A 22245-nucleotide genomic window follows, 5' to 3' on the forward strand; every position below is an offset into this window, starting at 1 on the left:
GATTTTGCGTGACAGGTGATGAGCATGGCCCCTATAGTGAATTTTTATCTAAAAATATAAGGGCCAGTTCATGCTTCAGAGTAACGAATACTTTTCCGGTAAAGTGAAATCCATTGGTTTTACCAGCAGCAGCACTGGCCGCGCCAGCGTTGGCGTAATGGCGGAAGGGGAATACACCTTTGGCACGGCGGAAGCGGAAGAGATGACGGTGGTCAGCGGCGCGCTGAACGTCCTGCTGCCGGGTGAAACGGAATGGAAAGTTTACGCTGCCGGGCAAGTTTTCAACGTCCCTGGCCACAGCGAATTTCATTTGCAGGTGGCTGAGCCTACCTCTTATCTGTGCCGCTACCTGAAATAAAAAATTAGCCGGGTGGCGCTAACGCTTACCCGGCCTACGTTTTACCCGTTATCTCTGCGCTTCGCCGCCAAGACCTTCCACCAGATTCTGAATCAACGCGGCCAGCTCGCCGGTCATCAGGATGAAGTCCGCGTCAAAACGCTGGGCGTAATCTTCCCGGTCAATATCTTCGTTCTGATCGCGCAGCTCGTCGCAGAACTTCAGACGCTTCACGGAGCCATCGTCGCACATCACGAACTGAATACGCTGCTGCCAGTCGAGCGCCAGCTTGGTGACCACTTTACCCGCTTCAATGTGTACGGCGATCTCGTCGCTGACCAGATCCTGCTTCTTCGCGCGGATCACGCCGCCATCTTCCAGCAGGGCTTTCAGCTCGGCTTCATCAAGGATCTGGAAGCCCTGTGCCGCAGCACCGCTGCGTACCCATTCGGTCAGCGTTAACTCAATTGGCGTTTCCAGCGCCAGCGGAACGACCGGTAACGAGCCGATGCTCTTACGCAGCAGGGCCAGCGTATCTTCTGCTTTCTTGGCGCTGGCGCAGTCCACCATGATCAGCCCGTTAACGGTGTCGATCCACATCATGGTCTGGCTGAAGCGGCTGAAGGCGCGCGGCAGCAGAGAGTGCAGCACTTCGTCTTTCAGTGAATCTTTTTCGGTCTTTTTCAGCTTGCGGCCCTGCTCGGCTTCCAGCTTGAAAATTTTCGCCTCGAGCGCCTGCTTAACCACCGGCGTGGGCAGAATCTTCTCTTCTTTACGGGCGCAGACGATGATTTGACCCGTGCTGCTGGCGTGGGTCAATGCATCGCTTTGTGAACCCATTGGCGGAACCCAACCGGTTTTTGCCATATCCTGGCTACCGCAAGGGGAAAAGGTATAAGCGGCTAACTGTTTTTCCATCTCTTCTGCACGCAGCGAAACGTCGCGGCTGAGACGGTAAACCATCAAATTTTTGAACCACAGCATGATAATTTCCACGGCCTTGTCGTTAAATCAGCGGGCATGATAACGAATTGTCGCATCGCTTGCATTGCTAATCGGGATGCGTGCTTCTACTCTGTTGATAATCAAAATAATGAGGAGAGTCTTGTGCGTATTGGCATTGATTTGGGCGGCACCAAAACAGAAGTTATCGCACTGAGCGAGCAGGGGGAACAGCTGTTCCGCCACCGTCTGCCTACGCCGCGCGATGATTATCACCAGACTATCGAGACCATTGCCAGGCTGGTTGAGATGGCCGAGCAGGCCACAGGACAAACCGGCAGCGTCGGGATGGGGATCCCGGGGTCTATCTCGCCATATACCGGCGTGGTTAAAAATGCTAACTCCACCTGGCTCAACGGTCAGCCGTTTGATAAAGATTTAAGCGCGCGCCTGAACCGGGAAGTGCGTCTGGCCAACGATGCCAACTGCCTCGCCGTCTCTGAGGCCATCGATGGCGCGGCGGCCGGTGCCCAGACCGTGTTTGCGGTGATCATCGGTACCGGCTGCGGCGCGGGCGTGGCGTTTGGCGGGCGTGCCCATATCGGCGGTAATGGCACGGCGGGCGAGTGGGGACACAACCCGCTGCCGTGGATGGATGAAGACGAACTCAAATACCGCACTGAAGTCCCATGCTACTGCGGAAAACAGGGCTGTATTGAGACGTTTATCTCCGGTACCGGTTTTGCGACCGACTACCATCGCCTGAGCGGCCAGCCGCTCAAGGGTAACGAGATCATGCGTCTGGTCGAAGCGCAGGATCCGGTGGCGGAGCTGGCGCTTAGCCGCTACGAAATGCGGCTGGCGAAATCGCTGGCCCACGTGGTGAATATTCTCGATCCTGACGTGATAGTGCTCGGCGGCGGCATGAGCAACGTCGATCGGCTGTACGCCACGGTGCCGAACCTGGTGAAGCAGTGGGTCTTCGGCGGCGAGTGTGAAACCCCGATCCGCAAAGCGCTGCACGGGGACTCCAGCGGCGTGCGCGGCGCGGCGTGGTTATGGCCAGAATAAACGTTTATTCCCTCTCCCTGTGGGAGAGGGTTAGGGTGAGGGCATCAGACTGCACGATCCCCCCATTCATTCCACCGCAAATACCTTATCCAGCTTGCTATACCCCAGCCCGTTAATCTTCTTCACTTTGATCTGCACCGGAATACGCTCTTTCATCGCCTCTACGTGGCTGATCACGCCGATGGTTTTCCCGGTGGCGTTCAGCGCGTCGAGCGCATCCAGCGCTGTATCCAGCGTCTCACTGTCGAGCGTGCCGAACCCTTCATCCAGGAACAGCGAATCGATCCGCGTTTTATGACTCACCAGATCGGAAAGCGCCAGCGCCAGCGCCAGGCTGACCAGGAAGCTCTCGCCGCCGGAGAGGGTGCGGGTATCGCGGACCGCATCCGCCTGCCACGTATCCACCACTTCCAGCTCCAGCGCGTCGCTGGCCTTACGCTGCAATAAATAACGCCCGTGCAGACGGTTAAGCTGCTGGTTAGCAAGCCAGACAAGATTGTCCAGCGTCAGCCCCTGGGCGAACTTACGGAACTTGTCGCCGGTGCTGGAGCCGATCAGTGCGTTCAGGTACCCCCAGTCATCCGCCTGGCGCGCGGCCTCTTCAATTTGCTGCATCAACGCCAGCTGGTGCTGCCGGTTATCGCTGTCCTGCTTAAGCTGCTGACGGATCTCGCCCTGATGCGTGGTGTTCTCGCGCAGCTGTTGCGCCAGCTGCTGCAGCTGGATTTGCAGCGTGGATAGATCGGCGTCGAGCCCTTGCGGCCTCTGCGCCAGATGAGACTGCAGCTGTTGGTTCGCTTGCCCGCACAGCGCCGCGGCCTGCTGTATCTGGTTTTCCAGCGACTGCTTTCGCTGTTCGAGGTGGCGAATGGCATCATCATCCAGCAGGGCGGCAAGAAACGCGTCCTGGTCGGCAAAGCAGCTCGCCGAGAGCGCCGCGGTGAACTGCGTCTGCGACTGCTGCAGACGCTCTCGCTCCAGCGCTTCCTGCTGCTGTTGCGCGGTAAGCTGGCTTTGCAGCGACACGCATTCGTCGTGGATGGCGCGCCAGTTATCAGGAATAACCGGTTCGGCGTCTTCGCTGTTCGTTGCCGGAAGCGCGTCGAGCAGTGGCTTCAGGGCGTTTATACGTTCCTGAAGCACGCCGTGCTGCGTTTGTTTCTCCTGCCACTGCGCGAATTCAGCTTCACGGGCCTGAAGCCAGGCGGCTTCCTGACCCTCTTCAGGTGCGTTAAGTGAGAGCGCGAGCAGGGCATGCTCCAGCGCCTGCCGCGTAGCCGCCAGCTGCTGCTGATACTGCCGCTCCTGCGCTTCCTGTTCGCTCAGTTGGTTCTGCAGGGTGAGACGCTGACTGAGCTGATAAAGCTGGCGCTCGTAATGTTCCTGTTCGTTCAACCATGGCGCGATATCGTCCTGAATATTCAAGGTAATGTTCAGGAACGTGCAGGCTGCCACCCACTCTTTAGTGAGCGCTTGCTCTTCCTGAGAAAGCGTCTGCGCGTCGTCTGTCTCGCGCTGGATCTGCTGAGTCAGGGCATTGACCTGTCCCAGTACCAGCAGGCCTTCCTCTTTAAGGGCGGCGACCTCTTTTTCCAGGGAATCACGGCGGCGCTGGTTATCCGTCAGCTCAAGCGACTGATATTGATCAACGGCCGGATGTTCGCAGGAACCGCACAGCGGACAGGGTTTGCCCGCCTCAAGCTGGGAACGGTAATGCTCCAGCTTCTTAATTGTTGCTTCGGTTTCGCACAGGGCTTTTAGATCGAGATAGTGCTGGTGTTTCTCTTTGTACTGCTGGCGGCGCAGCGTCAGCGTTTCATTAAGCTTACTTTGTTCGGTCTGCGCCTTCTGCACGCTTTCACGGCTCTGGCGCAGGCGCTTTTGCAGCGGCTGATAGCGGGCATGCAGCGACGTCAGCTGCTGGCGCAGCGTGCGTAACCGGGACTGCTGCTCCATGGCCGCGCTGACCTCATCCGCCGTCAGCGTCAGCGCATTTTCCGGCATCGCAGCCAGCCTGTTGCGTAATTCACCTATCCGCGCAGCAAGCGAGGCTAACTGCGTTTTATCGCGGTTAAGCTGCGAGAACTGGGCACGCCAGCCTGCAATCTCCTGGCCTAACAGACGATAGCGCTCGTGCCCCGCCAGCCACTGCGCCAGCGCCGACAGTTCGGCCTGTCGCTGCTCGTGGTCACGCAGGGCGGTATTGCGGATACGCGAACGCAGCGCGGTTCTGGCCTGTAAGCGAGTATTTACTTCGATAATTTGCTGCTGGGTTTGCGTCAGGCGCGCGGTTTGCTCCTGCTGATGATCCCAAAGCGGCCGAAGCTGGGCGGCAGGGAGAGCAAGCTGCAGTTTTGCCAGTTCAGGCGCAGCGTCCGTCAGCGCCTGTTGCGCCAGCTGCTGCATCGCGGTGACGCGCTGTTGCTCGCGCACGAGCTCATCATGGCGCGTAAGCCACTGAAAATCTTTCTGTTGGTTTTGCTGCTGTTCCAGCAGGGTTTTCTCTTCGTCAGTAAGTGCCTGCAAACTTTGCTGTAACTGCTGCTGTTGTTCTTCGCTCAACAGCACGACGCCCGCCGCCTGCGCCTCGCACTTTTCAAGCACGCTGCGGGCGGCTTTGTGTTTCTCAAACACCATGGCGGAAATCTGACCGTAGATTTCGGTGCCGGTCAGCTCTTCCAGCAACTCGGCGCGATCGCTCGGTTTGGCGTTGAGAAAGGCAGCAAACTGCCCCTGAGAAAGCAGCATGGAGCGGGTAAAGCGCCCGTAGTCCAGCCCGGTGAGCGCGGCGGTTTGCTCCAGCTTATCCGTCACTTTGTCGGCCAGGATTTTGCCATCTTCGCAGCGCGCCAGCTCCACGCGCGGCGCCTGCAGGTTCCCGTCCGGCTGGTTGCGCGCGCGGTTCTGGCTCCAGAAGGCGCGATAGGCGGTGCCTTTTACCTCGAACTCCACTTCCGCCAGGCACTCGGCGGTGTCGCGCGTCATCAGGTCGTTTTGCGCCTGGGAGACCTTCTGCAGTCGCGGCGTTTCGTGATAAAGCGCCAGACAGATGGCGTCGAGCAGGGTGGTTTTACCTGCCCCGGTCGCGCCGGTGATGGCAAACAGCCCGTTGCTGGCAAACGGCTCAGCGGTAAAATCAATTTTCCACTCGCCCTTGAGGGAGTTAAGATTTTTCAGTCGCAGGCTCAAAATTTTCACGCGTTTTCTTCCTCATCATTGAGCGCATGCAGGGTATGGCTGAACAGTTCGCTGAGCCTTGCGCGCTTCGCCTCGTCGATTTCCTCCTGCGAGAGTCTGCGTTCAAACACCTCTTCGACCCCCAGTTCACTGAGCGTTTCGCGTTGGGCGCTTAACAGGATTTTCTCGCGCTGCTCGCGGCTGCGGCGCACCAGCAAGACTTCAACCGGCAAACCTTCGGTCAGCGCCTGGATTTTTCGCTGCATATCGTGCAGGTAGTCGTCGGTGGTGATTTCGATGTCCAGCCAGATGGGGGGATCTTGCTCGACGCCGCGCCACTGCTCCAGCTGTGCGGTGATGGCATCGAGATCGCCTTTCAGCACGGCCAGCGGTTGAGTTACGGGCACCTCCAGCGTGTCGACGGCGCTGAGTTTTCCGTCGGAGAAGGTCACCAGATGTACGGATTTGGCTTTGCCCGTTTCGTCAAAGCTGAGCGAAAGGGGGGAGCCGCAGTAGCGGATGTGCTCGCAGCCTCCGACGATCTGCGCCCGGTGAATGTGCCCGAGCGCAATGTAGTCGGCGGGCGGGAAGTGCTGCGCCGGAAAGGCATCCAGCGTGCCGATATAGATGTCACGCACGGCGTCACTTTTACTGGCCCCGACGGTGGTGAGGTGCCCGGTCGCAATCACCGGAATCGACTGGTCACCGCGCAGGGCACAGGCTTCGGCGTGCTGCTGGTGGTAATAGTCGGTGATGGCCTGTAATAAATGTTGCTGCTTTTCCGCGCCCGACAGCCCCGCCTGGCTTTGCACGATGTCGCGCGGACGTAAAAACGGTATCGGACACAGCACCGCTCCCGGCGACCCGTCGCGCTTTTTCAGGATCTGCGGGCCGTGCCCGGCGCTGGCGACGACGGTGGTATTGAGAAACGCCAGGATGTCGCGGGATTCATTCAGCGTTGCGACGGAATCATGGTTGCCGGCGACAATCACCAGATGACAGCCGGTTTGCTGCAGATTCACCACGAAGCGGTTATACAGCTCGCGCGCATAGCTCGGCGGCGAGCCGGTATCAAAGATGTCACCCGCCACAATAATCGCGTCCACCTCGTGCGTCCGGGCCGTTTCCAGCAGCCAGCCCAGGAACGCTTCATGTTCAGCCGCACGGCTTTTGCTGTAAAAATTTTGACCCAGATGCCAGTCCGAGGTGTGAAGTATGCGCATAGCTGATCCGTGGCAAAAAAGAGAAAGCAGGATTATAAACGTTCAGAGAAGGGAAAATAACCGCTGTAATAAAACAACGGTTTGCCCGTTAACGTGGTACTGTTTTTCATAAATCTGTCATAAATCTGACGCATAATGGCGCCGAATTACAAACTTGTAACGTAAATAAGATAAGACAGGGCAAAGTATGGCGAGACGTATTCTGGTCGTAGAAGATGAAGCTCCAATTCGTGAAATGGTGTGCTTCGTGCTCGAACAAAATGGCTTCCAGCCGGTTGAAGCAGAAGATTATGACAGTGCAGTGAACCAGCTGAATGAACCCTGGCCCGATCTGATTCTGCTGGACTGGATGCTGCCCGGCGGCTCCGGACTGCAGTTTATCAAACACCTGAAGCGTGAAGCGCTGACCCGCGATATACCGGTCGTGATGCTCACGGCGCGCGGAGAAGAAGAGGATCGCGTGCGCGGTCTGGAGACCGGCGCGGACGATTACATTACCAAACCGTTCTCCCCCAAAGAGCTGGTGGCCCGCATTAAAGCCGTAATGCGCCGTATTTCGCCGATGGCGGTGGAAGAGGTGATCGAAATGCAGGGGCTGAGCCTTGATCCGACGTCTCACCGCGTGATGACCGGTGAAAATCCCCTCGACATGGGGCCTACCGAATTTAAACTCCTGCACTTCTTTATGACCCACCCGGAGCGCGTTTACAGCCGCGAGCAGTTGCTGAATAACGTCTGGGGAACTAACGTGTATGTCGAAGACCGGACGGTTGACGTACATATCCGCCGCCTGCGAAAAGCACTGGAACTGAGCGGCCACGATCGCATGGTGCAGACGGTCCGCGGCACGGGTTATCGTTTTTCTACCCGTTTCTGAACAATGACAGGAGTGTGACGCGTGCTGGAACGTCTGTCATGGAAAAGGCTCGTCTTTGAACTGATCTTATGCTGTATTCCGGCCTTCATTCTGGGGGCCTTTCTTGGACACCTGCCGTGGTTTCTGCTGGCGTCGGTCACCGGGCTGCTCATCTGGCATTTCTGGAACCTGCTGCGCCTCTCCTGGTGGCTGTGGGTTGACCGAAGCATGACGCCGCCGCCGGGAAGCGGCAGCTGGGAGCCGCTGCTGTACGGTCTGCATCAGATGCAGATGCGTAATAAAAAGCGCCGCCGCGAGCTGGGAAGCCTGATTAAGCGTTTTCGCAGCGGTGCAGAGTCGCTGCCGGATGCCGTGATCCTGACGACCGAAGAAGGGACGATCTTCTGGTGTAACGGCCTGGCGCAGCAGCTGCTGGGCCTGCGCTGGCCGGATGACAATGGACAGAATATTCTCAACCTTCTGCGTTATCCCGAGTTCACGCTGTACCTGAAAAAGCGTGATTTCACCCGTCCGCACAATCTCAAGCTCAATAATGGTCGCCATCTGGAGATCCGCGTGATGCCCTACAGCGATAAGCAGTGGCTGATGGTGGCGCGCGATGTCACCCAGATGCACCAGTTGGAAGGGGCGCGTCGTAACTTCTTCGCCAACGTCAGCCACGAACTGCGAACCCCGTTGACCGTGCTGCAGGGCTACCTGGAGATGATGCAGGAGCAAACGCTGGAAGGTGCGCCGCGTGAAAAAGCGCTGCACACCATGCGCGAGCAAACGCACCGGATGGAAGGCCTGGTGAAGCAGCTGCTGACGCTCTCGAAGATTGAAGCGGCGCCAACGCTCGCGCTGAATGACACCATTGATGTCCCGATGATGCTGCGGGTCGTGGAGCGTGAAGCGCAGACGTTAAGCCACAAAAAGCATCACCTGACCTTTGACGTCGACAACACGCTGAAGGTATTAGGCAGCGAAGATGAGCTGCGCAGCGCCATTTCCAACCTGGTGTATAACGCGGTGAATCATACGCCGGAAGGGACGGATATCGTGGTGCGCTGGCACCATACCCCAACGGGGGCCGAGTTTAGCGTGGAGGACAACGGGCCGGGGATCGCGCCGGAGCATATTCCGCGTCTGACCGAGCGCTTCTACCGTGTGGATAAAGCGCGATCGCGCCAGACGGGCGGAAGTGGCCTCGGGCTGGCGATTGTGAAACACGCGGTCAACCACCATGAAAGCCGTCTCGATATTCAGAGTACCCTGGGTAAAGGAACCCGCTTCAGCTTCGTTATCCCGGAACGATTAATTGCCAAAAAGATCGCCTGACGGCGGGCGTGTCATTTTACCTTTCCACGGGTCAGCCATCGCTGGCCCGTTTGCTTTGCAGTCAAGCGAAACGCGGATGAATTTTATACGGCTGGCTGTTTTTTGTTCGCATGATTAGCCATGGGTTTTTCTTATAAACAGCGTATTGTGCTGGTGCGTATTTTCATGCTGGCATATTGTTCTGGTTTTACGATCCCACCTTGCCTTTAAACGTTATAAGCGTTTAAATTGCGCCCCAGATACTGTCATACCGACTGTATTTGCGTGGTAAATCGAAAAACTATTCTTCTCCACGCCAGGACGGGAGCATTTCCCGCTGAAATTGAGCAAATTTTCGGCTGTATCGTCCCGTCAGGGATATCGAAAATCTCAATGTTTTCAACACCACATCCACAGGCAGTAAGGTTTTATGACCCATCACTTAAAATCGCGTGACATCATCGCGCTGGGCTTTATGACATTTGCGCTGTTCGTTGGCGCAGGCAACATCATTTTCCCTCCAATGGTTGGCTTACAGGCGGGTGAACACGTCTGGACCGCCGCGTTTGGTTTCCTGATTACTGCCGTGGGTCTGCCGGTGCTTACCGTCATCGCGCTGGCGAAAGTCGGTGGCGGTGTGGATAGCCTCAGCTCCCCGATCGGCAAAGTGGCAGGCGTTCTGCTGGCAACCGTCTGCTATCTGGCCGTGGGGCCGCTGTTTGCCACCCCGCGTACCGCGACCGTTTCCTTCGAAGTGGGGATTGCTCCCCTGACCGGTGACGGCGCGATGCCGCTGTTCATCTACAGCCTGATCTACTTCGCTATCGTGATTCTGGTTTCTCTCTATCCGGGCAAACTGCTGGATACCGTGGGTAACTTCCTGGCTCCGCTGAAAATTGTGGCGCTGATTGTCCTGGCGGTGGCGGCCATCGTCTGGCCCGCCGGCCCGATTAGCGACGCGATGGACGCCTATAAAAACGCCGCGTTCTCTAACGGCTTCGTGAACGGCTACCTGACGATGGATACGCTGGGCGCGATGGTGTTTGGTATCGTTATCGTTAACGCCGCGCGTTCCCGCGGTGTGACCGAAGCGCGTCTCCTGACCCGCTATACCATCTGGGCCGGTCTGATGGCTGGCGTAGGGCTGACGCTGCTGTATCTGGCGCTGTTCCGTCTGGGCTCCGATAGTGCCATGCTGGTCGATCAGAACGCCAACGGTGCGGCTATCCTGCACGCCTATGTTCAGCACACCTTCGGTGGTGCGGGCAGTATGCTGCTGGCGGCGCTCATCTTCCTGGCCTGTCTGGTTACCGCCGTTGGCCTGACCTGCGCCTGTGCTGAGTTCTTTGCGCAGTATCTGCCGCTCTCTTACCGTACCCTGGTGTTTATCCTTGGTATCTTCTCCATGGCGGTGTCCAACCTCGGTCTGAGCCACCTGATTCAGGTCTCTATTCCGGTACTGACAGCGATTTATCCGCCGTGCATCGTGCTGGTGGTGCTGAGCTTCACCCGCCCGTGGTGGAACAACTCCTCACGAATTATTGCGCCAGCCATGTTTATCAGCCTGATTTTTGGTATCCTTGACGGGATTAAAGCATCAGCGTTCGCGGAAGTTCTGCCAGCCTGGACACAGCGTCTGCCGCTGTCCGAGCAGGGTCTGGCCTGGCTGATGCCTACCGTTGTTGCGCTGGTTCTGGCGATTATCTGGGACCGTGCCGCAGGGCGTCAGGTCGCATCGAACGCCCATTAATCAACGGCAACAAACTGTTTAACCACGGGGCTTAAGGCCCCGTGGTTTTTTGTTTTTTCGTGTTGAATGGCAAGATTTAAATGGAAAGCACTAACAAACTTAAACGTGGATTGAGCACGCGCCACATCCGCTTTATGGCGCTGGGCTCGGCTATCGGCACCGGTCTTTTTTATGGCTCGGCAGATGCCATCAAAATGGCCGGTCCCAGCGTGCTGCTGGCGTACATCATCGGCGGCGTGGCGGCGTATATCATCATGCGCGCCCTTGGCGAAATGTCGGTTCACAACCCCTCCGCCAGCTCATTCTCCCGCTACGCGCAGGAAAACCTCGGCCCGCTGGCCGGGTTTATCACCGGCTGGACTTACTGCTTCGAAATCCTGATTGTGGCGATTGCCGACGTGACGGCGTTTGGCATCTACATGGGCGTCTGGTTCCCGGCGGTGCCGCACTGGATTTGGGTGCTGAGCGTGGTGCTGATCATTTGCGCCGTCAACCTGATGAGCGTGAAGGTGTTCGGCGAGCTGGAGTTCTGGTTCTCCTTCTTCAAGGTCGCCACCATCATCATCATGATTGTGGCCGGTTTTGGGATTATCATCTGGGGGATTGGCAACGGCGGGCAGCCGACCGGGATCCACAACCTCTGGAGCAACGGTGGCTTCTTCAGCAACGGCTGGCTCGGGATGGTGATGTCGCTGCAGATGGTGATGTTCGCCTACGGCGGTATCGAGATTATCGGTATCACCGCTGGGGAAGCGAAAGACCCGGAGAAATCCATTCCGCGTGCGATCAACTCGGTGCCGATGCGTATTCTGGTGTTTTATGTGGGTACGCTGTTCGTGATCATGTCCATCTACCCGTGGAACCAGGTAGGCACCAACGGTAGCCCGTTTGTCCTGACCTTCCAGCATATGGGCATTGCGTTTGCGGCCAGCATTCTCAACTTTGTGGTGCTGACCGCGTCGCTTTCGGCGATCAACAGCGACGTCTTTGGCGTGGGCCGTATGCTGCACGGCATGGCGGAGCAGGGCAGTGCGCCGAAGGTGTTCGCCAAAACCTCACGCCGCGGCACGCCGTGGGTGACCGTCGTGGTGATGACCGTGGCGCTGCTGTTCTCGGTTTACCTGAACTACATCATGCCGGAGAACGTCTTCCTGGTGATTGCGTCCCTGGCAACCTTCGCGACGGTGTGGGTGTGGATCATGATCCTGTTGTCGCAGATTGCCTTCCGCCGTCGCCTGTCGCCGGATGAGGCGAAAGCGCTGAAGTTCAAAGTACCGGGCGGCGTTGCGACCACCGTCGTCGGGCTGATTTTCCTGGTGTTTATCATTGGCCTGATTGGCTACCATCCGGACACCCGCATTTCGCTCTACGTGGGCTGCGCGTGGATCGTGCTGCTGCTGGTGGGCTGGGTGTTTAAATGCCGCCGCGACCGTCAGCTGGCGGAAGCGCAGTAACATCCTTTTCCCCTCTCCCCGTGGGAGAGGGTTAGGGTGAGGGCATCAGGCCGCACTGATGCCTCCTCCCCCGTCCTCCTCCCCCAATAAATCCCATCATGGTGAGCTATCCTTAACCACCCTGTGGCAAGGTGACGTCAATTTCATCAAAGGGGATTCGTGATGTTAAACGCCTGGCACCTTCCGGTTGCCCCATTTGTTAAGCAAAACAAAGACAACCTGGTGATTACGCTCTGGCTGGCGGGTGAAAATCAGCCTGAACGCGTGACGCTCCGCGCCGAAATCGATAACGAAGAGACCGGGCTGAAAATGCACAAGCTGCGCAGCCAGCCGCAGCCGGGGATCACCGCCTGGCGGGCGAATATCGACCTGCGTAGCGGACAGCCGCGCCGCCGCTACAGCTTCAAGCTTTTGTGGAACAACCGTCAGCTGTGGTTTACCCCGCAGGGGTTTAGCCGTTTTCCGCCCGCACGGCTGGAGCAGTTTGCTGTGGATTACCCGGATAACGGCCCGCAGTGGGTTAACGATCAGGTCTTTTACCAGATTTTCCCGGACCGTTTTGCGCGCAGCGAAAAACGCACTGCCGACCAGGATAAGATCTATTACCACCATGCAGCGGGCCACGACATTATCCTGAAAGCGTGGGATGAGCCGCTGACCGCGCAGGCGGGCGGATCGACCTTCTACGGGGGCGATCTCGACGGCATCAGCGAAAAGCTGCCGTACCTGAAAAAACTGGGCGTGACGGCGCTGTATCTCAACCCGGTGTTTAAAGCCCCGAGCGTACATAAATACGATACCGAAGATTATCGCCACGTCGACGCGCAGTTTGGCGGTGACGAGGCGCTGCTGCGCCTGCGTAAGAACACCCAAAACGAAGGTATGCGCCTCATTCTGGACGGCGTGTTCAACCACAGCGGAGATTCGCATGCGTGGTTTGATCGGCATAACCAGTCGATGGGCGGGGCATGTCATAACCCGGATTCGCCGCAGCGCGACTGGTATAGCTTTAATGAGGAGGGGCGTGCGCTGGACTGGCTGGGCTACCCGAGCCTGCCGAAGCTGGATTTCCAGTCGCCAACGCTTGTGAACGAGATTTACGGCGGGGAAGACAGCATCGTGCGCCACTGGCTGAAAGCGCCGTGGAATATGGACGGCTGGCGTCTGGACGTAGTGCATATGCTCGGCGAAGCGGGCGGGGCGCGGAATAACCTTCAGCACGTCGCCGGGATTACGCGCTCGGCAAAAGCGGCCCAGCCGGAGGCGTTCGTCTTTGGCGAGCACTTTGGCGACGCGCGCCAGTGGCTGCAGAACGATGCGGAAGATGCGGCGATGAACTATCGCGGCTTTACCTTCCCGCTGTGGGGATTCCTCGCCAACACCGATATCTCCTACGATCCGAATCATATCGACGCTGAAACCTGCATGGCGTGGATGGAGAACTACCGCGCTGGTCTGTCGCATCAGCAGCAGCTGCGGATGTTTAACCAGCTCGATAGCCACGACACCGCGCGCTTTAAATCCCTGCTCGGCAAGGATGTCGCGCGTCTGCCGCTGGCGGTGACCTGGCTCTTCACCTGGCCGGGCGTACCGTGCATCTACTACGGAGACGAGGTGGGGCTGGACGGCAACAACGATCCGTTCTGTCGCAAAACCTTCCCGTGGGCGCCGGAGAAACAGGACAAGGTGCTGTTCAGCCTGTATCAGCGCCTGGCGAAGCTGCGTAAGCAGAGTCTCGCCCTGCGCTACGGCGGCTGTCAGGTGGTGTACGCCCACGATAACGTGGTGGTGTTTGCTCGCGTCTATAACCAGCAGCGCGTGCTGGTGGCGATCAACCGGGGCGAGGCCTGCGAAGTGGTGCTGGATGATTCACCGCTGCTGAAGGTGGCTGCGTGGAAGAGCAAAGAGGGCAAGGCGACGATACAGGACGGCGTGCTGGCGCTGCCTGCGGTATCCGCGACGATCTGGTTCGGCAGCTAATGCGCTAATGTTTCCACCTTTTAAGATGGCGCAAATGCAACGATTTGTGTCAATCTTAACGGATCGTTTACGGTGAAGGTGGAAACATGGACGAGCTTTACATCCTTGGCTGTTTATTCCTGGTTTTTGCGCTGCTGGTTGCGCCCGTGCTTGCGGTTATCGGGTTTAACCGCAGTACGGCAGCGCGGCAGGAGATTGCCCGGCTGCGCCAGCGCATAGAGGCGCTTGAGCAGCGCGGCGTGCCTGAGAACGCGCCGGAGCCGGTGCAGACCGCCGCGCCAGTGGCTATTACCGCGCCAGTGGTGGAGGACGCTCCCGCGTCTGTCGACCCCTGGCGCCCCGATATTCCCGCTGTGGTGGCAGAACCCGCTCAGGCTCCTGCGCCAGTGGCAAAACCGCCTTCAGCCTTTGGCGGCATCCTGACGTCGCTGGCGCGCTGGTTCATGCAGGGTAATCCGCTGGCGAAGCTGGGGATCCTGCTGCTCTTCCTCGGCCTCTCTTTCCTGCTGCGTTATACCGTCGAGCATTCCCTGTTCCCGCTTGAGCTGCGCCTCGTGGCAACCGCGCTGTTTGCCATTGTTCTGCTGGCTGTCGGGTGGCGACTGCGGCACAGGCAGCGCGTCTATGCGCTGATCCTCCAGGGCGGGGCGACCGGCGTGCTCTACCTGACGGTGTTTGGCGCCTTCCGGCTCTGGCAAATGTTGCCGATGACGCTGGCTTTTGCGCTGCTGGTGGTGATTTGCGCGGCGAGCGTCGGGCTGGCGGTGCTGCAGAAGGCGCTGAGCCTTGCCATGCTGGCGAGCCTCGGCGGCTATCTTGCGCCGCTCCTCTTGTCTACCGGGGGAGGCAGCTTTGTCGCGCTGTTCTCTTTCTATCTCCTGCTGTCCATCGGCATTCTTGCTATCAGCATCTGGCAGCACTGGCGCGAGCTGAACCTGCTCGGGCTGCTGTTTACGTTCGGCGTGGGCGGCCTGTGGGGGCTGAATGACTACCAGCCTGAAGACTATTGGATCTGCCAGCTGTTCCTGATTGCCAATACGCTGATATTCGGCGTGCTGAGCGTGGCGCTGTCGCTGCGGGCGCAGGAGAAAGGGAAGCAGATCGTTGACGGCGTGCTGCTGTTTGCCCCGCCGCTGATCGGCTTCGGGATGCAGTACGGCATGACCCGACACTGGGAATATGGCCCGGCGCTGAGCGCGCTGGGATACGGCGCATTTTATCTCACCCTTGCGTACCTCGCGCTGCGGCGCTATCCCTTCCTCGGACGGCCGCTGGTCATGGCGGCGCTGGCGATCGGCGGCGGGTTTGCCACGCTCGCCATTCCGCTGGCGCTGTCGGCGCGCTGGACGGCAATGGCCTGGGCGCTGGAGGGGCTGGGTATCCTCTGGCTGGGCGTGCAACAGCAGCAGCGGCGGATGAGCTATAGCGGGACGGCGCTGCTGGTGCTGGCGCTCGGCAGCGCGCTGTGGGCGCAAACAAACGGCGTTACGCCGCTGAGCCTGCTCCTTATCTTCGCCATCCTTAGCCTTTGCTGGCTGGCTGCGGCCTGGCTGTGGCGGACTCACTTCCTGCCGGTCAGCTGGGCGCTGCTGGCAGGTGGTCTGCTGTTCTGGCTCGTGGCGCTATTGGGCGCATCGCGGCTGGCATTGACGAAGGAATTACCGATTCTGGCGGGCGTGCTGGCGCTGACGGCGGCGTCGGTCTGGGGCTGGCGGCAGGTGGCCGCTCGTCTGGCGTGGCGGGAGCTGGACGCCAGCAAATGGCTGCTCTGGCCGGTTATGCTGCTGATGGTGGGTTATCAGCTCTGGCACCAGCAGATCGTCTCCGCCGGCTGGTCAAACCTGGCCTGGTGCGTTGCGCTTCCTGCCGCGCTAATGATGTTGCGGCGCGACGGTGAAAGACTCCTGCCGCGCATCGCGATGGGGCTGCATCTGTCGCTGTTCTGGATGATTTTACTGGCGCTGGCCGCCGAGCTTTACTGGTTTGCCCGGTCCCTGCCGTGGGGCATGGCGGCCTGGGGCAGCGGACTGGCGATGGCTGCAGGCGGCGGGATGATTATGGTGCTCTCTGCTGCGGTACGGCGTCGCGTGTGGCCGTTCCGGGAGTGGCCTGCGCTCTACGCCTGCCTGGCACCGATTCCCGTAGTCGTGGCGCTGCTGGTATTGCTGGTGGTGACTAATTTCCAGGACGGCGTGGTCTATCGTCAGACCTGGCTGCCGCTGGTGAACCCGCTTGAGGAAGGTGCCGCGTTCGCGTTGCTGGGTCTGGTGGTCTTTTATCGGGCGGTGGATCGCTACTACCCGGCGTGGCTTGCGCAAGCGCGCCCGTGGCCTGCCGTCGCGCTCATGGCGTTTGGCTTCTGGTGGCTAAACGGTGCGCTGATGCGCGCCCTGGCCTGGTACGGCGACGTGGCCTGGAATATGGCATCGCTGTGGGATTCGCGGCTTATCCAGACCAGCTTTGCCCTGTTCTGGATGTTGAGCGCGCTGGTGGTCATGATCCATGCCACCCGTCAGGCTTCCCGGCAGGAGTGGCTCTGCGGGGCCGCGCTGCTGGGTGTGGTGATGGTTAAGCTGATGCTGGTGGACAGCGCGGGCGGAGGCGGTCTGTCGCGCGCGGTGGCGTTTATTGGCGTGGCGATACTGGTGCTGATAGTGGGCTATTTCTCGCCGCTACCGCCAAAAACAGGAGATGAAAAATGAAATGGATGAAAGCGGTGGCGTGTACCGCGCTGCTGGCGCTTTCCGGCCCGGCGTTCTGCGACGAGGTACCCGCGGAATCGCCCCGGGACTATGCCTTTGGTCGTTCACTCGACACGTCCGTTCCTTCCCGGTGGTATCGGGTGATGCTGCCGCTTGCCGTCTATGAGCAGAGTACGTCAGCGGATCTGCATGATGTTCGCGTCTTTAACCAGTCGGGCGAGCCGGTTCCCTTTAGCCTGATCGCCGCAACGCGCCCGCAGGACACAGCGCACTCCACGGCGCTGCGTCTCTTTCCGCTGGACGCCTCGCCGCTCGCAGCTGCCTCAGACGCCGGTGACAGCGATAAGATCCTGCTCCGTTCCCGAAACGGCGTTGAGATTGTGCTGGAGGGGCAAAAAGCCGCCGCAGCCGGGCAACATTACCTGCTGACCTTGCCGGAGCAGACGACGGGTGAGCTGGCCATATCCCAGCTGCAGCTGCTCTGGAATACCCCGCAGTCGCCCTGGCAGGGAACGGCGTCGGTCTATTACAGCGAGGATCTTAAGCGCTGGTATACCCTGCGCGAAGATATGCCGCTGTTGGACGTCGCCAGCGGTCAGGATCGCCTTAAGCTCGATCGGATCGATACCGATACGGTTTTATCTCCCGAGGCGAATCGCTATCTCATGGTGGTGCTGAATACGCAGAGCAAGGGGATAACGTTGACTGGCGTAAACGCAATCAGCGCACCTGCGCAGGCGGCCCCGGAAGAGATCAATCTTGAGGGAGAAGGGGAGCCGCTATCGACAAGCGAAGCGCAGTGGCGCTGGGTGCGCCCGCAGCCGCTGAGTGCTGTCAGCATTTCGCTGAACGGTGATGGTGTCCTTCCCGTGGAGATCGCGTGGCGCAGTACGGAAAAAGACGCATGGCACCCCCTGAAAAAAGAGGTGATTTACCGTCTGGAGGGAAAAACGTCCGGACCGGTTTCGCTTAGCGGGGGCCTGGTGCAGGCCGTGAAAATCACGACGCTGAATGCGCGTCTGCCAGAATACCTGCCGAGCGTCACGGGGCATCGCGACCGCTACGACCTGGTGTTCAACGCGCAGGGGAAAGCGCCGTACGTGCTTGCCTGGGGCAACGGCGCCGCAAAGCCTGCCAGCGTGGAGCCCGACATGCTGATCCCCGCCGACCTGCGTAAGACTTATGCAATGGCGAACCTGCCGCAGGCCGACATTGTGGATGACGTTGCGTTAGGCGGCGAGGGGCGTCTGACCGCTACCTCTGCGGCCGATCGGGCGAGCTGGATGAACGCCCTGCTGGTGTGGGGCGTGCTGATTGCGGGCGTGCTCCTGCTGGCGGGCATGGCCTGGCGCATCTGGCGGGAAACGCAGCGTAAGGCATAAAAAAAGGCCCGCATAAGCGGGCCTTTCTCGTAAACCGTGCCGATTACAGGCTGGATACGTTCTCAGACAGGTATTTAGCCACGCCGTCTGGGGAAGCAGCCATACCTTCTTTACCTTTTTCCCACTGAGCCGGGCACACTTCGCCGTGCTCTTCGTGGAACTGCAGCGCGTCAACCATGCGCAGCATTTCGTCGATGTTACGACCCAGCGGCAGATCGTTCACAACCTGGTGACGAACGATGCCGTTCGCGTCGATCAGGAAGGAACCGCGCAGCGCAACGCCAGCGTCCGGATGTTCGATACCGTAAGCCTGCTGGATTTCGCGTTTGATGTCCGCAACCATTGCGTATTTCACCGCACCGATGCCGCCTTTGTCGACAGGGGTGTTACGCCATGCGTTGTGTACAAACTCAGAGTCGAAGGAGACGCCAACCACTTCTACGCCACGCTTCTGGAATTCTTCATAACGTTTGTCGAACGCGATCAGCTCAGACGGGCAAACGAAAGTGAAGTCCATTGGCCAGAAGAACAGAACGGTCGCTTTACCGTTGGTGTGCTGTTTGAAGTTGAAGTTTTCAACGATTTCACCGTTGCCCAGAACTGCTGCAGCTGTAAAATCCGGAGCCGGACGAGTTACCAGAACCATATGATTCTCCTGTAGATACTAAGGTTATTTGGAACGCAACGCGAGCCAGTATAGAGAGTGTTCATGGATAAGACAAAGAGGTGGTGACAATCGTTCCGCCAGCTTTTACCTATCAATGTAATTTCTGTTACAGCTGTTTGTTTTTCGCCTGTACCATCATGCGCGGATAAAACTGCCAGAAACGCGTTTCCAGCGCATCGTAATGTTCATCCAGGTCATACCAGGAATCCCGCAGCGCATCAAGGCGCGGGCGACGGCTTGCCATCCCATTCAACACGTTCTGGATGAAGTCCATCTCGCGATAGCGCTCCAGCCAGCGTTCCGACCACAGATAGTTATTCAGATTCACAAAGCGCGGTGGCGAGTCGGGCAGAATGATCGACACCTGCTGGTGGGCATAGCGCACAAATTCGGGCAGGGATAGCTCCGGCGAGAGCTGTGCCCAGTGGCGCGACAGGAAATGGTCCCACATCACGTCGAGCGTGATCGGCGCAACGCGGCGCGTTTCAGGGCGGAACCACGCTTTGGCTTCCGTCACTTCCGGCAGTTTATCCGTCAACACGTCGATTCGGCGGTGCATAAAAATCCCGTCGACAACCTCAGGGGAGTAGTCTTCTGCGGGATTACCGCGTACGAAATCGGCCAGCAAATTGCCCGAGAGGGAGCTGTCAGCGAGGTGCGCGAGATGCAGGTGAGCGAGAAAATTCATGCGTTTTATTTGTCCGGGGGCGGCTAGTTGTTGCAGCAAAAGGGTGTGAGCACTAGACTATGCCGCCTGTTTTTAAGTCACGAGTATACGTCATGCGCGTCGCCGATTTCTCCTTTGAACTACCTGAATCCCTGATTGCTCACTATCCCATGCCTGAGCGCAGCAGCTGTCGCTTACTGTCACTGGATGGGCCAACGGGCGAGCTGACGCACGGTACTTTCACCGATTTGCTCGACAAGCTCAACCCTGGCGATCTGCTGGTCTTTAACAATACCCGCGTGATCCCGGCGCGCCTGTTCGGCCGTAAGGCCAGCGGCGGCAAGATTGAAGTGCTGGTCGAACGTATGCTCGATGATAAACGTATTCTGGCACATATTCGCGCCTCCAAAGCCCCGAAGCCGGGCGCGGAGCTGCTGCTGGGCGATGATGAGAGTATCAAGGCGACCATGACCGCGCGCCACGACGCGCTGTTCGAAGTGGCGTTTAACGACGAGCGCACGGTGCTTGATATCCTGAACGCCATCGGCCACATGCCGCTGCCGCCGTATATTGAGCGTCCGGACGAAGAGGCCGACCGCGAGCTGTATCAGACCGTCTACAGCCAGAAGCCTGGCGCGGTCGCGGCCCCAACGGCAGGTCTGCACTTTGATGAGCCGCTGCTGGAAAAACTGCGCGCGAAAGGCATTGAGATGGCGTTCGTGACGCTGCACGTCGGCGCGGGTACCTTCCAGCCGGTGCGCGTGGACAGCATTGAAGATCACATCATGCACTCTGAGTATGCTGAAGTGCCTCAGGACGTGGTGGACGCGGTGCTGGCGGCGAAAGCGCGCGGCAGCCGCGTCGTGGCGGTCGGTACGACGTCTGTGCGCTCACTTGAGAGCGCCGCGCAGGCAGCGAAGAACGATCTTATTGAGCCATTCTTTGGCGATACGCAGATCTTTATCTACCCAGGCTACCAGTACAAAGTGATTGACGCGCTGGTGACCAACTTCCATCTGCCTGAATCGACGCTGATTATGCTGGTCTCCGCATTCGCGGGCTATCAGCATACGATGAATGCCTACAAGTCTGCGGTAGAACAAAAATATCGCTTTTTTAGCTACGGTGACGCGATGTTTATCACGTACAATCCGCAGGCTTTGAATGAGCGTGTCGGGGAATAAGTCCGCGGCACCGTGTTACAACGTTGGACTGTTTTTCTGACGTCGGAGAAAAAATGAAATTTGAACTCGATACCACCGACGGTCGCGCGCGTCGCGGTCGCCTGGTGTTTGATCGCGGCGTGGTGGAAACCCCCGCGTTTATGCCTGTGGGCACGTACGGTACCGTAAAAGGGATGACGCCGGAAGAAGTTGAAGCCACTGGCGCGCAGATTATCCTCGGCAACACCTTCCACCTCTGGCTGCGTCCGGGTCAGGAGATCATGAAGCTCCACGGCGACCTGCACGACTTCATGCAGTGGAAAGGCCCCATTCTGACCGACTCCGGCGGCTTCCAGGTCTTCAGCCTGGGCGATATCCGCAAGATCACCGAGCAGGGCGTTCACTTCCGTAACCCGATCAACGGCGATCCGATTTTCCTCGATCCCGAAAAATCAATGGAGATTCAGTACGATCTCGGCTCTGACATCGTGATGATCTTCGACGAATGCACGCCGTATCCGGCCGACTGGGACTACGCCAAGCGTTCTATGGAAATGTCTCTGCGCTGGGCGAAGCGTAGCCGTGACCGTTTTGACTCCCTACAGAACAAAAATGCGCTGTTCGGCATTATCCAGGGCAGCGTTTACGAAGATTTACGCGATATCTCGGTTAAAGGTCTGGTAGAGATAGGTTTTGATGGCTACGCTGTCGGCGGTTTGGCTGTGGGTGAGCCGAAGGAAGACATGCACCGTATTCTGGAACATGTCTGCCCGCAAATCCCGGCGGATAAACCACGATACCTGATGGGCGTGGGTAAACCGGAAGATCTGGTTGAAGGCGTACGCCGCGGCATTGATATGTTCGACTGCGTCATGCCAACCCGCAACGCGCGTAACGGCCATTTGTTCGTTACCGATGGCGTGGTGAAAATCCGTAACGCGAAGCATAAGAGTGACACCAGCCCGCTCGATTCCGAGTGCGATTGCTATACCTGTCGCAATTATTCTCGCGCGTACCTGCATCATCTCGATCGTTGCAATGAGATTTTGGGCGCGCGTCTCAATACCATTCATAATCTTCGTTATTATCAGCGCTTAATGGCTGGTTTACGTAAGGCTATCGAAGAGGGTAAATTAGAGAGCTTCGTGACCGATTTCTACCAACGTCAGGGGCGGGATGTTCCACCGTTGAACGTTGATTAATTTTAATAATGAGGGAATTTGAATGAGCTTTTTTATTTCTGATGCGGTAGCGGCAACAGGTGCTCCAGCGCAGGGCAGCCCGATGTCTCTGATTCTGATGCTGGTTGTGTTCGGTCTGATCTTCTACTTCATGATCCTGCGTCCACAGCAGAAGCGCACCAAAGAGCACAAAAACCTGATGAACTCCATTGCGAAAGGCGATGAAGTGCTGACTAACGGTGGTCTGGTCGGTCGCGTAACCAAAGTGGCTGAAAACGGCTACATTGCTATCGCCCTGAACGACACCACTGAAGTGGTCATCAAACGTGACTTCGTAGCTGCCGTTCTGCCGAAAGGCACCATGAAGGCGCTGTAA

Annotated in this window: 17 protein-coding genes; 12 read left to right on the top strand and 5 right to left on the bottom strand. The window is 58.4% G+C overall.

Annotated elements, in window-relative coordinates:
• Positions 1–70: 70 nt before the first annotated feature.
• Entirely contained in the window at positions 71–358 is a 288-nt protein-coding gene (gene ppnP, locus F3J31_RS17635) for a pyrimidine/purine nucleoside phosphorylase (protein WP_008503270.1), read from the top strand.
• A gap of 48 nt (positions 359–406) precedes the next feature.
• On the opposite strand, the gene rdgC is transcribed toward ppnP, so the two are convergent.
• Positions 407–1321 (bottom strand): recombination-associated protein RdgC, encoded by a 915-nt coding sequence (gene rdgC / locus F3J31_RS17640; RefSeq protein ID WP_023310540.1) that lies wholly within the window; start codon positions 1319–1321, stop codon positions 407–409.
• A gap of 123 nt (positions 1322–1444) precedes the next feature.
• On the opposite strand from rdgC, the gene mak reads away from it, so the two are divergent.
• Positions 1445–2350 carry a fructokinase gene (mak, locus tag F3J31_RS17645; protein WP_048225853.1) on the top strand — a complete coding sequence of 302 codons (906 nt, stop codon included), beginning with the start codon at positions 1445–1447 and terminating at the stop codon, positions 2348–2350.
• 66 nt (positions 2351–2416) lie between these two features.
• On the opposite strand, the gene sbcC is transcribed toward mak, so the two are convergent.
• Positions 2417–5548 carry an exonuclease subunit SbcC gene (gene sbcC / locus F3J31_RS17650; RefSeq protein ID WP_167214452.1) on the bottom strand — a complete coding sequence of 1044 codons (3132 nt, stop codon included), beginning with the start codon at positions 5546–5548 and terminating at the stop codon, positions 2417–2419.
• Positions 5545–6750, bottom strand: a complete 1206-nt coding sequence (gene sbcD, locus F3J31_RS17655; RefSeq protein WP_167214455.1) for an exonuclease subunit SbcD — start codon at positions 6748–6750, stop codon at positions 5545–5547. The genes sbcC and sbcD overlap by 4 nt, the downstream gene beginning before the upstream one ends.
• A gap of 187 nt (positions 6751–6937) precedes the next feature.
• Between sbcD and phoB the strand changes: the two genes are divergently transcribed.
• The 7 genes from phoB (at position 6938) to F3J31_RS17690 (ending at position 18191) form a co-directional block, all read left to right on the top strand.
• Entirely contained in the window at positions 6938–7627 is a 690-nt protein-coding gene (gene phoB, locus F3J31_RS17660) for a phosphate response regulator transcription factor PhoB (RefSeq protein ID WP_008503265.1), read from the top strand.
• A gap of 21 nt (positions 7628–7648) precedes the next feature.
• The gene (phoR, locus tag F3J31_RS17665; protein ID WP_045909799.1) at positions 7649–8944 is read left to right on the top strand and encodes a phosphate regulon sensor histidine kinase PhoR; all 1296 of its coding nucleotides are present in this window, start codon (positions 7649–7651) and stop codon (positions 8942–8944) included.
• Between the two features lie 409 nt (positions 8945–9353).
• Complete coding sequence (brnQ, locus tag F3J31_RS17670) at positions 9354–10673, top strand: branched-chain amino acid transporter carrier protein BrnQ (protein ID WP_045909798.1); 1320 nt, start codon at positions 9354–9356, stop codon at positions 10671–10673.
• A gap of 80 nt (positions 10674–10753) precedes the next feature.
• On the top strand, positions 10754–12127 hold the full coding sequence (gene proY, locus F3J31_RS17675; protein ID WP_008503261.1) for a proline-specific permease ProY: 1374 nt from the start codon (positions 10754–10756) through the stop codon (positions 12125–12127).
• A 162-nt stretch (positions 12128–12289) separates the two neighbouring features.
• The gene (gene malZ / locus F3J31_RS17680) at positions 12290–14107 is read left to right on the top strand and encodes a maltodextrin glucosidase (RefSeq protein WP_063620943.1); all 1818 of its coding nucleotides are present in this window, start codon (positions 12290–12292) and stop codon (positions 14105–14107) included.
• 86 nt (positions 14108–14193) lie between these two features.
• Entirely contained in the window at positions 14194–16809 is a 2616-nt protein-coding gene (locus tag F3J31_RS17685) for a DUF2339 domain-containing protein (protein WP_167214458.1), read from the top strand.
• Complete coding sequence (locus F3J31_RS17690) at positions 16806–18191, top strand: DUF3999 domain-containing protein (RefSeq protein WP_167214461.1); 1386 nt, start codon at positions 16806–16808, stop codon at positions 18189–18191. Before F3J31_RS17685 ends, F3J31_RS17690 begins: the two co-directional genes overlap by 4 nt.
• A 43-nt stretch (positions 18192–18234) precedes the next feature.
• Here F3J31_RS17690 and F3J31_RS17695 read toward each other — a convergent pair whose 3' ends face one another.
• On the bottom strand, positions 18235–18837 hold the full coding sequence (locus F3J31_RS17695) for a peroxiredoxin (RefSeq protein WP_008503347.1): 603 nt from the start codon (positions 18835–18837) through the stop codon (positions 18235–18237).
• Positions 18838–18964: 127 nt separating this feature from the next.
• Positions 18965–19546 (bottom strand): ACP phosphodiesterase, encoded by a 582-nt coding sequence (gene acpH, locus F3J31_RS17700; protein WP_111963429.1) that lies wholly within the window; start codon positions 19544–19546, stop codon positions 18965–18967.
• 92 nt (positions 19547–19638) lie between these two features.
• Here acpH and queA point away from each other — a divergent pair, with 92 nt between their 5' ends.
• The 3 genes from queA to yajC are packed head-to-tail and all read left to right on the top strand — an operon-like array spanning position 19639 to position 22245.
• Positions 19639–20709, top strand: a complete 1071-nt coding sequence (gene queA / locus F3J31_RS17705; RefSeq protein WP_045909793.1) for a tRNA preQ1(34) S-adenosylmethionine ribosyltransferase-isomerase QueA — start codon at positions 19639–19641, stop codon at positions 20707–20709.
• Positions 20710–20762: 53 nt separating this feature from the next.
• Positions 20763–21890, top strand: coding sequence for a tRNA guanosine(34) transglycosylase Tgt (tgt, locus tag F3J31_RS17710; RefSeq protein ID WP_003859110.1), 1128 nt, complete (start codon positions 20763–20765; stop codon positions 21888–21890).
• A 22-nt stretch (positions 21891–21912) separates the two neighbouring features.
• Positions 21913–22245 carry a preprotein translocase subunit YajC gene (yajC, locus tag F3J31_RS17715; RefSeq protein ID WP_003859109.1) on the top strand — a complete coding sequence of 111 codons (333 nt, stop codon included), beginning with the start codon at positions 21913–21915 and terminating at the stop codon, positions 22243–22245.

This window comes from Enterobacter sp. Acro-832 (genome assembly GCF_011752745.1).
Lineage (GTDB): Bacteria > Pseudomonadota > Gammaproteobacteria > Enterobacterales > Enterobacteriaceae > Enterobacter > Enterobacter quasiroggenkampii.